Consider the following 12832-nt stretch of genomic DNA (forward strand, 5'->3'; position numbering starts at 1 on the left):
GAAAAGAAGCGAAGGTGCAGAGTGATTGTGGAGTGAGCCTTTAAAGTCCGATTGTGACCTAACCTGCAAATATCCAGACAATCGGACTTTAACAGTGAATGTAACAACTCTCTGCGCCGTAGCCTCTTTCTTTAGCTACAAGCCATTAATTTAATCTAATCAAACAATTATAAAAACAATAAAACAACCAAGCTGACTAGAATACAGTAGAACGAAAATACTTTTAGATTACCACGAGCCATAATGTTCATAAACCACTTCAATGAGAAGTAAGTTGCGATGAGTGAGCAAATAAATGCAGCCGCATAAGGTAACATAAGCTGATTAATTTGCGGATCTTTGGCTAGATCTCCTATAGTGAGGACCATACCACCTAAGCTAATAGGAATATATAAAAAGAATGAAAATTTAAGTGCTGTTTCTTGCTTCCAGCCAAGCAGCATTGCCGCGACAATCGTCGATCCAGAGCGGCTAATGCCAGGAATTAGTGCAATGGCTTGAGTAAAGCCCACAATTAAAGTATCTCGTAATGATAGATCCTTATCACCTTTTTTACCCCTTAAATTACGAATGATCCACAGGGCTAATGCTGTAAGGAGCAATGCGACGCCAATCGTGGTCATTCCTTTAAAAATTTCTCCAATTTTATCCTTGAATAATGTACCAAGTATGCCCGCTGGAATTGTGGCAATGATGAGATATATACCCATTTTAAAATGGGGGAGGTCACGTGCCTCTTGCTTAGCTATGTATCTAAAAAAGGATACAATTAGCTCCATTAAATCTTTACGATAAACCCAGACGATAGCAATTAATGAAGCCGTATTTACTAGTACCTCAAAGCTAAGACCTTCAATATGCATGCCAAAAATCTTTTCCATTATAATTAGGTGAGCACTTGAAGATACAGGAATTGGTTCGGTTAAACCTTGAATTAAACCCAGAAAAGCGTATTTTATTAACTCCAGGATGTCCAATTTGTTTCTCTCCTTTCATATTTTGATCTTGAACTGGACTTATCTATGTTAAGCTGTAAAACTAGCATTTGTCAAAAATACAAATTAATTTTACTAGCCAATGTACTTAGTTTATACCATGGTATAGTACTATTCCTGTTATTTTCCTTACATAAAGTTTAATGAACTTACATTTTTGTCACTAAAATAGATTGACATAAGCAAAACATTAACTCTATAATTCTAAATGTAATAATTACGATTAAAAGGAGATTAACGATGTTGTTTAAACATAAAAAACTATCATTTGTATTACTGATGTCATTTATTTTAATTTTAGCGGGCTGTGGAACGAAAGCAAATGAAAATATTGATCCGAATAAAGTGAATGTTGTAACTAGCTTTTATCCTATTTATTTTTTTGCAAATGAAATTGGCGGCGAAGATGCTCATGTTATGAATTTATTGCCTACGGGGGTTGAACCACATGACTGGACGCCACGCAGTCAGGATATTTTAAATACCTCAAAAGCACAGTTGTTTTTATACAATGGTGCAGGACTTGAATCATGGGTTCCTAATTTCCTTAAAGGGATAGATTCTAAATCCACGGTGAAAACTATCGAGTTAAGCAAGGGGATTCCACTTATTTATACGAATGAGGATGATGGGCATAATCATGGGGGCAATAACAGCCACGAAGATAGCCATGATGCTAGTCATGATCATGAAAGTGAACAGGGTGAAAATCTTGCCGAGCATGGACATGAACATGGAGAAGAACATGGAGATGAAAATGACCATGATCACGGAGATGAGCATAGTGACCCTCATACTTGGATTAGTCCTAAATCAGCAATTACAATTGCAGAAAACATTAAAAATGCCTATATTGAAGTAGATGCTAAACATAAAGCTAATTATGAGAAACGCTTTGAGGAAGTAAAAGAGAAGCTAACACAATTAGACCAAAAGTATACAGAAGCTTTGTCTAATACAAGTAAAAAGGAAATTGTAGTTTCTCATCAAGCCTTTGGATACTTAGCACGTGATTATGGCTTTACACAACATGCAATTATGGGCTTATCCCCAGAGTCAGAGCCAAAAGCACAAGATATTGTAGCTTTATCGAAGCTAGTGAAGGAAAAGAAAATTAAATATATCTTTTTTGAAGAATTGGTATCAGATAAGTTAGCAAAAATGTTAGCGGCTGAATCAGGTGTACAAACATTAGTCTTAAATCCAGTTGAAGGCTTAACGACTGAACAGGAGAAGGCTGGAGAAAATTATTATACTTTGATGGAAAAAAACTTGGAAAACCTGTTGTTAGCGCTAAAATAAAAATATAGATATACGTAGGTTATAGTAAGTTTAGTGAGTTTTGTGAGTTTAGTGAGTTACAGAAAGTTATAGATGGAAGGGTAACGATGATGAAAATAAAAGACATGGCTTCTGAGGTGTATTGTGAAGATCATGATCATGTCATTGAATTACAAAATATACATTTCTCTTATCAGGATCAAAAGGTAATTTCTGATTTTAGCTTTGCAGTTAAAAAGAGAGATTTTGTAGGCGTGATTGGTTCAAATGGTGCCGGTAAAACCACTTTATTAAAAATGATGGTGGGATTGCTTCGTCCAACGGAAGGAAATATTAAATTATTTGGTCAGCCGATTCAAAAGTTTCGGGACTGGGAACGTATAGGTTATGTACCGCAAAAAAATAACTTTAATCCTTTATTCCCAGCTACTGTTCGGGAAGTGGTGTTATCAGGGTTATACAATAACAAGAAATTGTTTAGAAGAATTAATTCGATGGAACAAAAGAAATGCCAAGATGCGATGGAGGTAATGTCGATTACAGACATTGCGAACAAGCGCATTGGTCAATTATCAGGGGGACAGCAACAACGAGTGTTTTTGGCAAGAGCGTTAATTAATCACCCTGAATTGCTCATTTTAGATGAGCCGACAGTGGGGATTGATGCAGAGACACAACATGATTTCTTTGAACTCATTTTTCATATGCATAAGCACCATAATATGACCTTTTTAATGGTTTCACATGATATTGATATGGTGGAGGATTATTTAGGTCAAGAGCCTGTAGATAAGTGTGGAGCCATTCGCTTCCATGTTAGACATTCACATGAACAAGATTGTTTAATTCCTGATTTGCAGCATTCAATTGAGTAAAGTTGAGACAGCGGGCTGGGATAGTTGTATATAAAGATTAGCAGGATCAAGGATTGAGGGAGATGTAGGGAGTGGAAATTTTAACAGCGGAATTTTTTCAACGCGCGCTAGCAGGTGGGATATTAATTGGATTAACAGCTCCTTTGATTGGTATTTTCCTTGTATTACGAAGATTATCGATGATTGGTGATACCCTCGCTCACGTAACGATTGCAGGTGTGGGCTTAGGTTTATTAATTGGAATGTATCCAATCGCTGCAGGATTAATATTTGCTATTATTGCTTCATTTGCAATTGAAAAGCTGAGGAAGGCTTATAAAGGTTATGCGGAATTATCTATTGCTGTCATCATGTCAGGTGGGGTTGCATTAGCCTCTCTATTTTTTACATTAAATAACGGAATCAATACCGATATAAATAGTTATTTATTTGGCAGTATCTATACGCTGGAAAATACAGACCTGTACGTTGTTGGCGTTGTTACGTTATTAGTGGTTGCTGTCATTTCCATATTTTTCAAGGAGCTTTTCTTATTATCCTTTGAGGAAGATGCGGCGGCGGTAAGTGGACTCCCTGTAAAGTTTTTAAATATGCTTATTACAGTGATGACTGCTTTTGTGATTAGTACCGCAATTAAATTTGTAGGAGCGTTGCTGGTTTCTGCATTACTAACGATTCCTGCGGCATGTAGTTTACTTATTGCTAGAAGCTTCAAAAGCTCAGTTGTTTTTTCCGTCATTATTTCAGAAATCGCGGTAGTAGCAGGTTTACTTGTAGCTGGAATTTTAAATTTAGCTCCAGGTGCAACAATTGTATTATTGCTCATTTGTATGCTTATACTCACTTTATTAGGAAAACGCAGTTTGCGAGTATAACGAAGATGAGCAAAAATGTTGTTTGTGCACATCTGCACTTGCCAACGGACGAGTTAAACATGTATCATTAAAATAGATTGTGTAAAGCTAACTGAAGCTAGCCTTACTGCAAAAGGTATTGTTAACTCATGGAAAAGAGGTTGTCGAAGTATGCCAACGCCTAGTATGGAGGATTATTTGGAGCGTATCTATAAGCTCATTGATGAGAAAGGATACGCGAGAGTCTCCGATATTGCGGAGGGCTTGGAAGTTCATCCTTCATCCGTTACCAAGATGATTCAAAAATTGGACAAGGATGAATATTTGATTTATGAGAAATATCGAGGGTTGGTGTTAACAAACAAGGGGAAGAAGATTGGTAAGCGACTTGTGGATCGACATCAGCTACTTGAAGAGTTTTTAGAGATGATTGGTGTAAATGAACAAAATATTTATAAAGATGTAGAAGGCATTGAGCACCATCTGAGCTGGGATTCTATTACTCGTATTTCTACACTTGTTGAATACTTTAAGCGTGATCAGACAAGAGTTCAAGATCTTGAGCGTGTACACGAAGAGATTTTGGCTGAATCATAGAGGTAAAGCATCTGCTGCTTTTTTAGGGTAGGTGCTTTTTTTCTTTTTCTATATATTTGTTAGCAAAAGCGCAACTCTTAGTGGGTGACAAGCGTTTACTATATATAGCATAACTTTAGGAACGGAGGAAAAAGATGAGAGTAAAAAAGTGGTTGGTGCCTTTGCTAGCCTTTATTATGGTGTGGCAAGCTGCAGCAACAGTGCAAGCAAGCTCCAATAAAGAGATCCAAATCTTTTTGGACGGCAAATCTTTAGTAAGTGATACAGCTCCTTATATTAAGCCAGCAGAGAAAATAACGATGGTGCCTGCACGTATTATCTCTGAGGGAATTGGTGCAACAATTACCCCTACGAACAAAAATATTACGATACAAAAGGATAGTAATATCATTGTTTTAACACCTAAGGCTAACACAGCTGTAGTGAATGGGAAAGAAGTTGCCTTAGATGTATCGGTTGAATTTGTGAATGGCCGTACGATGCTTCCGCTTCGTTTTGTAAGTGAAGAGCTGGGTCTTGAAGTGGCATGGAATGGAAATGATAAAATAATTACGTTAACCTCTAATGTAGGAGGAAATGATGGACAAAACAATAGTGGAAATGGAAGTCAAACCAAACCTCCAGCTACTGTGTCAGGAGTTAAGCCGGTAAGTGAAGTAGGTGTGCGGGGCGTGTGGATTTCCACAGTCTTTAATATTGATTGGCCTAGCCAAGCTGCTAGCGGTAATGAAGAGAAGCAAAAAAATGAATATATCGCACTACTAGACAAGCTAGCTCAAAGTGGTATAAATACAGTATTTGTCCAAGTTAGACCTTCGGCAGACAGCATTTATCCTTCAACTATTGTTCCATGGTCAAATGTGTTAACAGGTACACCAGGGAAAGATCCTGGCTATGATCCTTTACAATTTATTATTGATGAGACACATAAGCGTGGAATGGAGTTTCATGCTTGGTTTAACCCATTTAGAGCAAGTACAGGTAGTGATACTAGTAAGTTAACTAATGATCATGTAGTGAACGCACATCCAGAGTGGATTGTTAAATATGGGGGTAAGTCTTATATTAACCCAGGTATTCCTGAAGCAAGACAACATATTATAGAAGCAGTGATGGAAGTTGTTAACAACTACAATATTGATGGTGTGCATATGGACGATTACTTTTATCCGTCAGGCGAAACAAAAAGTAATACGTTTGGGGATGATAGCACCTATGCAATGTATAATGATAAAAATATAAGAAATAAGGGCGATTGGCGTAGAGATAACATCAGTACGTTTGTACAGCAGCTTGGACAAAAAATTCATGCTGTAAAACCTTCGATATCTTATGGTGTGAGTCCATTTGGTGTATGGCGCAACAAGGCAAGTGACCCACTTGGTTCTGATACAAAAGCAGGCATGTCGGCTTACGATAGCACGTATGCAGATGTCCGTTTATGGATTAAAAATGAGTGGATTGATTATGTGATCCCTCAAGTTTATTGGAGTTTATCACGTAGTGAGGTTCGTTATGATGTAATCACAAATTGGTGGGCAGATCAAGTGAAGGGAACCAATGTGAAGCTGTATATTGGTCATGCAGCTTATAAGCTCGGTACACCAGAGATTGGCTGGAACACAGCTCAAGAAATTATTAATGAGTTGTATTATAATGAACGATTGCCTGAGGTTAAAGGTAGTGTGTTTTTTAGTGCAAAGGATTTAATGAGAAACACGCTAGGACTTCTTCCGTTGTTACAGTCTTATTATGAAAGTAAATAAATAAGAAAAGCGAATAGGTACAGCCCCCATTCTCATACATAAGAGTAAAGACTTCTATGTGTAGATGGGGGCTGTTTAATTTATGCTCATCAATGGTGTGTTTGAAGGTGGAGGCGTTAAAGGCATCTCTTTAGCTGGTGCTGTACATTCCGCTGAAAAGTTTGGATTTGAATTCCACCGTGTTGCAGGGACATCCTCAGGCTCGATTGTTGCGGCTTTGATCGCTGCAGGATATAACGCTGAAGAAATGAAAGAAATTATATTAACGACGTCATTCACTACCTTTTTGAAGAGAGCGCCGATTTTTAATACGTCTGTGATTGGTCCTGCTCTACGTGTACTATTAAAGTCCGGTTTATATTCAGGGGAAGCCTTGGAGGAATGGATTCGTCAAACGTTAAAAGCGAAAGGTATTCGCACATTTGGAGATTTAGAGAAAGGAAAGCTACGAATTATTGCTTCTGATATTACAAATGGCAGAATTTTGGTGCTTCCCGATGATTTAAAACGTTTTGGCATGAATACGGAAACATTTGAAGTAGCTAGAGCCGTAAGAATGAGCTGTAGCATTCCTTATTTTTTTGATCCTGTACGCTTGCGATTGCCATTAAAGTATACGAAAGGGAAATCTTTTTCATCCCAGTTTTTATACGTCGTTGATGGCGGTTTGCTTAGTAATTTCCCATTGTGGTTGTTTGATCAGGATGGGGATATTAAAGGTGCGGGAAAACCAATTCCTACTGTGGGTTTTCAAATGGTTGGTAAAAATGCTAACCAGCCACATATTATTAAAGGTCCATTTAGTATGCTGCAAGCGATCGTCGAAACGATGTTGTCTGCACATGATGAGCGTTATATTGAACAATATAATCGTTATCGTACAATTAAAATTCCTACGTTAGGTGTGAGCACAACTCAATTTGATATTGATCAAGAGGAAAGCTTGCTATTGTATGAGTCAGGAATTATTGCAGGTGAGAACTTCTTTGAAGAATGGAATACGAAGTTTTATGAGGAGCAATTTATGAAGTATCAGAAAGAAAGAAGAAAATAAAAAATGATGCTGAGAGGTTGCACTCCAGCATCATTTTTTATTTAAATTCACGTCATGATTGTTGTATTAATGATATTTAGGATGGTCTCCATCCTTACCCTTTTGTCCTTCAATTACCTGAAAAGGATAGTGCTTACGTCTGTCCCCAGAAGGCCGTGATTGATTTGCAACTTTAGCCATGGTACGAGCAGAAGGCTTCACTTTAGGCGTCTTGCGCTGTTTGAATTTATTAGGAGGAAATTTATACAGTAGCCACACACCACCAATTACGATGAGGGGGGGCAGCAAACGCATCCAATTGATCCCGTTTTTATCAATAAAAGTGCTAAGTAAACCTATAGCTGCAAGGCTAATTGCAGTCCAAAATATGATACGCCCTTTTCTCATGCTTGTCTCATCCTTTCACAGGGTCCAAAGAAGAATGCTCTACTGAAGAGCTTGCAGGTTCTAAAGCTAATCCTTTCTCAATCATTTCATCTACTTCTCTCATCCGATTAAAAGAGGCAATGGACACTTCAACTTGCTCATCGTTAGGTTCTTTTGTTGTAAGAAGCTGTAACCACAGACCTGGGTAGCCAAGAAATCGAAGTACAGGAATGTCACGAACTGAATTCGTAAATCTAAGTAATTCAAAGGAAACTCCAATGACTACAGGTAATAATAATAAACGAATGTACATACGTTCCCATACATTATCCCATGTAAATAAGGAATAAATGATCACACCAACTATTACCGTTAAAATAATAAAGCTACTACCGCAACGATAATGCAGTCGGCTATATTTCTGTACATTTGCAGGTGTTAACTCCTCACCCGCTTCATAAGCACTAATTACCTTATGCTCAGCACCATGGTATTGAAATAGGCGCTTGACGACAGGCGTTTGGGATATCGCCCATAAATAGATTAGCAATAAAAAGATTTTTATAATGCCTTCAACTAAGGTATGCAAAACGTAACCTTGAAATGCGTGCTGAAATAAATATTGCTCCAGTACAGCAGGTACTAATGTAAAAATAATTTTACCCATTATAAAGGAAAGAATACCAACAATCGCAACACCAACGATCATGGTCAAAGAAAGCTTAGAATCCTCTTTTTCCTTTTGTTTAGCAAATTCCTCAGGTGTAGTCTCATCCTCAGCCATTGCCTCAGCAGAGTAGTTTAAATGCTTTGAACCTTTGGCGCTGGAATCAATGATACTTACTATGCCACGTATTAACGGGATTTTACGAAGCTTTTGTACCCATGGCTTATCATTTTTTGGAACTTCTAAAAATGTAATTTCTCCGCTTTTACGACGAACGGCAGTTACATTAACATGTTTGCCACCAAACATAACGCCTTCCATCACTGCTTGGCCACCATAAATATTAGGCCTTATTTCTTGAGGCAAAACACTTCACCTTCCCTAATAAAAGATTACTTCCACTTATGAGTCTATTGTAACGAACTTTAGAGTCAAATTCTAGTTTGGTTAGTCTTTTTTGAATTGGTCATACTAATTTCATATTAAGCCAAAGTTTGGTGAACGTCAGTGAAAGGATGAAAGATATGAATGAAAATATAGAACAAAGTCAACAAAATCAAGACTCTTCAACGGAGAAGAAGGAAAAGAAGGTAGAGAAGGGTAAAAAAAATGATGCTAAAAAACAGGGAAAAAGTAACACAAATCTCTTTTTGTTTTCATTAAATATCGGTTTTTTTGCAGGGCTAATCTGGGGGGCTGTAAAAGGATTTTTTTACTACATGAGCTTTACAACCTTAGTACCGGGTTATTTAGTTGAACCTTTTTTTAAGCATTCCTTTTTACTGTCCACACCAGGCCATTACACAGGCTGGGGATTTTTTACGCTGTTTTCGATTGTGGCTACGATGATTTATGTTTTTTTGTTTCGTAAATTAAAGGGACCTTTACCTGGCATGTTATACGGTGTGTTATGGTGGTGTATTATTTTTCTGCTTGCAGGGCCAATGACGGGGATGACACCTCCTTTTATACAACTATCGATCAATACGATGGTAGTAGAGTTTTGTCTGTATTTGCTGTGGGGGTTATTTATCGGTTATACTGCGGCGGTTGAATTTACGGATGAGCGAAAAAGAGAACCTAAAAAGCCCTCCCTACAATAAAAGCTTCTCAAGTGACTTGCTTGTATGTTAAAATTACTTTTGGCTAATTCTCGGGAAATTGAGATAAGAATGATAAAGTTAAGGAGCGTACAATGATGGCGAACACTCGTGTTGTCCAGCTTCGTAAATTGCTTGAAAAGCAAGGGCTAGAAGCTGTTTTGATCACTGGAGAGGTGAACCGCCGATATTTGACGGGATTTACGGGAAGCTCAGGTTATGTTTTAATTACAGGTCATAAAGCATATTTGATTACTGACTTCCGTTATATGGTACAGGCTGCTCATCAGGCAGTAGGCTTTGAAATTGTTGAGCATGCTGCCAATGTGATTGATACGGTTAAACAATTACTAAATGATAACAAAATTGACAAACTTGCATTTGAACAAGATCATGTAGTTTATGCAACCTTCCGTACCTATGAAGAAGAGCTTGCCCCAGTCAAGCTACAACCTGTCTCTGGTTTAGTAGAAGAGTTACGTATGTTTAAGGATGACCAGGAGCTTGCTTTGATGAAGCAAGCAGCAGACCTTGCGGATCAGACCTTTATGCATATGCTAACGGTATTAAAGCCAGGCGTAACAGAGCTTGAGATGGCACTTGAGATGGAAATCTTCATGCGTAAAAACGGTGCAGCATCCAGTTCCTTTGATACGATTGTTGCGTCAGGTGAACGCTCTGCGTTGCCACATGGTGTAGCAAGTGAACGTGTCATTGGAAACAATGAATTTGTGAAAATGGATTTTGGCGCGTTGATGATGAACGGATATTGCTCTGATATTACGAGAACCGTTGTTATGGGTGAACCAACCGCTAAACATCGTGAAATCTATAACATCGTGCTGGAGGCTCAGCTATATGCATTAGATCACCTACGTCCAGGTATGACGGGTCGTGAAGCGGATGCACTATGCAGAGATATTATTAGTCGTTATGGCTATGGAGATCAATTTGGTCATAGTACAGGTCATGGACTCGGTATGGAGGTTCATGAAGCGCCAAGATTGTCTAAGCTGAGTGATACCATTTTACAGCCTGGTATGGTTGTTACTGTGGAACCAGGAATTTATATTCCAGGTTTTGGTGGTGTGCGGATCGAAGATGATGTTGTCATTACTGAAACCGGCATGCGTAGACTCACAGAATCCAGCAAAGAACTTAAAATGATTAAGTAAATGAATGTAATTAAGTAGCAACAATAGTTAATCTAATAACATATGTTGGTTAAATTATTTCAGGGAGGTTCTCTTATTGATTTCAGTTAATGATTTTAAAACAGGCTTAACAGTAGAAGTAGATGGTGATATTTTTACAGTTCTTGATTTCCAACACGTAAAACCAGGTAAAGGTGCGGCGTTTGTTCGTTCTAAATTAAAAAACCTTCGTAATGGTAACACCGTGGAAAAAACTTTCCGTGCAGGTGAAACGATTGGACGTGCAATTATTGAAAACCGTGAGGTACAATACTTGTATGCAAGTGGTTCCCAACATGCATTTATGGATAACGAAACTTATGATCAATTCGAATTAAGCGCAGACCAATTAAAATGGGAGCTTAATTTCTTAAAAGAAAATATGAACGTTAAAATTGTTAGCTATCAAGGCGAAATCCTTGGTATTAACCTTCCTAACAGTGTTGAATTGGCAGTTGTTGAAACAGAACCAGGTATTAAAGGAAACACAGCAACGGGTGCAACTAAAAATGCTAAAGTAGAAACAGGCTTAAACGTACAGGTTCCTTTGTTTATTAATGAAGGTGATGTGCTTATTATTGATACACGTGAAGGCAAATACGTTTCTCGTGCATAGGAAGTAAAAGCTTTGGTCATCCTCCTCCATCTTTTGCGGATGGAGGAATTTTTTTTGAAAATGATTAACACAGGTGCATGCTTTCGTATTATACTAGTTTAAAGCGTTACTTAACTAAGCGTATATTTGTATTGGGCAATGATGATTAGGAGGGTCTAACTTGGCTTTATATGTTATGAAGTTTGGTGGTAGCTCAGTAGGTACTATAGAGCGAATGAAATCAGTAGCAAAACGTATTGTTGAAAAACAAGATGAAGGACATCAGGTTGTTGTTGTTGTATCTGCTATGGGTGATACGACGGATGATTTAATCGATCAAGCAAAACTACTGAACGCCGAGCCAATGGCGCGTGAAATGGATATGCTGATGACAACAGGCGAGCAAATTTCAATGTCTTTACTATCCATCGCAATTGGTGCTCTTGGACGTCAATGCGTTTCTTATACAGGTTGGCAAGCAGGCTTTCGTACAGAGCCAGTTCATGGCAAGGCACGGATTACAGATATTGTGCCAACTCGCGTTGTATCAGCACTTGAAGGAGGCAACATCGTTATTGTTGCTGGCTTCCAAGGCATGACGGAGGATGGAGAGATTACAACGTTTGGCCGTGGTGGCTCAGACACAACTGCTGTTGCACTAGCTGCTGCAATCTCTGCTGACTTCTGCGAAATTTATACAGATGTAGATGGTATATATTCTACAGATCCACGTATGGTTCAGCATGCACGTAAGCTAAAGGAAATTTCTTATGATGAAATGCTAGAGCTAGCCCATCTAGGTGCGGCTGTGCTTCATCCGCGTGCTGTGGAGTATGCGAAGCATCATCAGGTCTGTCTCGTCGTAAGATCGAGCTTTAATCATAATGAGGGTACTGTTGTGAAGGAGGAAGTTAGTATGGAGCAGGGCGTTGTTGTTAGTGGGATCGCATATGATAAAAATGTAGCTCGAATTAGCATTTTGGGGGTTTCCCATGTTCCGGGCGTACTTGCCAAGGTGTTTGGCTCTCTTGCAGAAGCGGACATCAACGTAGATATTATTGTACAAAGTGGAGACTTGGAAGGGAAAGCTGACTTCTCCTTTACGACCACTTTATCCGACCGTAAAAAGGCACTTGAAGTGATTCAAGGTATTGCATCAGAGGTTAATTTTAGTGAAGTGACTTCTGAAGAAAATTTGGTCAAAGTATCCATCGTTGGTGCAGGCATGATTAGTCATCCAGGTGTGGCAGCACAAATGTTTGATGTTATCTCCAAGCAAGGTGTTAATATTAAGATGGTGAGTACTTCTGAAATTAAAACATCCTGTGTTATTGAAAGTGATAAACTAAACGAGGTTGTTATTGCACTTCATACTGCTTATGGATTGGATTCAGAGGGTCAGGCATTCATTGGTGGGAAGGATCGCCGCTAGGTTAGGACATTTAATGTAAGTAAGGCGCTCACACAGAAGGTTCTTACGATCGTTTCT

The 12832-nt window shown here is 38.5% G+C and carries 13 protein-coding genes; 10 read left to right on the forward strand and 3 right to left on the reverse strand.

Going from position 1 to position 12832, the window contains the following annotated elements:
• Nucleotides 1-167: 167 nt before the first annotated feature.
• Nucleotides 168-977 (reverse strand): undecaprenyl-diphosphate phosphatase, encoded by an 810-nt coding sequence (locus J2Z32_RS16085; RefSeq protein WP_210090204.1) that lies wholly within the window; start codon nt 975-977, stop codon nt 168-170.
• Between the two features lie 258 nt (nt 978-1235).
• On the opposite strand from J2Z32_RS16085, the gene J2Z32_RS16090 reads away from it, so the two are divergent.
• The 6 genes from J2Z32_RS16090 (at nt 1236) to J2Z32_RS16115 (ending at nt 7422) form a co-directional block, all read left to right on the forward strand.
• Nucleotides 1236-2297: a metal ABC transporter substrate-binding protein gene (locus J2Z32_RS16090; protein ID WP_210090205.1), complete on the forward strand. Its 1062-nt coding sequence runs from the start codon at nt 1236-1238 to the stop codon at nt 2295-2297.
• 104 nt (nt 2298-2401) lie between these two features.
• Nucleotides 2402-3151, forward strand: a complete 750-nt coding sequence (locus tag J2Z32_RS16095; RefSeq protein WP_425343013.1) for a metal ABC transporter ATP-binding protein — start codon at nt 2402-2404, stop codon at nt 3149-3151.
• 71 nt (nt 3152-3222) lie between these two features.
• Nucleotides 3223-4026, forward strand: a complete 804-nt coding sequence (locus J2Z32_RS16100) for a metal ABC transporter permease (RefSeq protein WP_210090207.1) — start codon at nt 3223-3225, stop codon at nt 4024-4026.
• Nucleotides 4027-4176: 150 nt separating this feature from the next.
• Entirely contained in the window at nt 4177-4602 is a 426-nt protein-coding gene (gene mntR, locus J2Z32_RS16105) for a transcriptional regulator MntR (RefSeq protein WP_210090208.1), read from the forward strand.
• 134 nt (nt 4603-4736) lie between these two features.
• The gene (locus J2Z32_RS16110) at nt 4737-6368 is read left to right on the forward strand and encodes a family 10 glycosylhydrolase (RefSeq protein WP_210090209.1); all 1632 of its coding nucleotides are present in this window, start codon (nt 4737-4739) and stop codon (nt 6366-6368) included.
• Between the two features lie 82 nt (nt 6369-6450).
• Nucleotides 6451-7422, forward strand: a complete 972-nt coding sequence (locus tag J2Z32_RS16115) for a patatin-like phospholipase family protein (RefSeq protein WP_210090210.1) — start codon at nt 6451-6453, stop codon at nt 7420-7422.
• A gap of 66 nt (nt 7423-7488) precedes the next feature.
• Here J2Z32_RS16115 and J2Z32_RS16120 read toward each other — a convergent pair whose 3' ends face one another.
• Together J2Z32_RS16120 and J2Z32_RS16125 are read right to left on the reverse strand one after the other, a co-directional pair.
• Entirely contained in the window at nt 7489-7809 is a 321-nt protein-coding gene (locus tag J2Z32_RS16120) for a hypothetical protein (RefSeq protein WP_210090211.1), read from the reverse strand.
• 7 nt (nt 7810-7816) lie between these two features.
• A complete protein-coding gene (locus J2Z32_RS16125) occupies nt 7817-8821 on the reverse strand; it encodes a DUF1385 domain-containing protein (protein WP_425343012.1) in 1005 nt (334 codons plus the stop codon).
• Nucleotides 8822-8979: 158 nt separating this feature from the next.
• On the opposite strand from J2Z32_RS16125, the gene J2Z32_RS16130 reads away from it, so the two are divergent.
• From J2Z32_RS16130 to J2Z32_RS16145, 4 genes are all read left to right on the forward strand, one after another.
• Entirely contained in the window at nt 8980-9558 is a 579-nt protein-coding gene (locus J2Z32_RS16130; RefSeq protein ID WP_210090212.1) for a YqhR family membrane protein, read from the forward strand.
• Between the two features lie 95 nt (nt 9559-9653).
• Nucleotides 9654-10730, forward strand: a complete 1077-nt coding sequence (locus J2Z32_RS16135; protein ID WP_210090213.1) for a M24 family metallopeptidase — start codon at nt 9654-9656, stop codon at nt 10728-10730.
• A 76-nt stretch (nt 10731-10806) separates the two neighbouring features.
• Nucleotides 10807-11364: an elongation factor P gene (gene efp, locus J2Z32_RS16140; protein WP_210090214.1), complete on the forward strand. Its 558-nt coding sequence runs from the start codon at nt 10807-10809 to the stop codon at nt 11362-11364.
• Nucleotides 11365-11524: 160 nt separating this feature from the next.
• On the forward strand, nt 11525-12775 hold the full coding sequence (locus tag J2Z32_RS16145; protein ID WP_210090215.1) for an aspartate kinase: 1251 nt from the start codon (nt 11525-11527) through the stop codon (nt 12773-12775).
• The last annotated feature ends 57 nt before the right edge of the window (nt 12776-12832 follow it).

This window comes from Paenibacillus turicensis (genome assembly GCF_017873435.1).
Lineage (GTDB): Bacteria > Bacillota > Bacilli > Paenibacillales > Paenibacillaceae > Fontibacillus > Fontibacillus turicensis.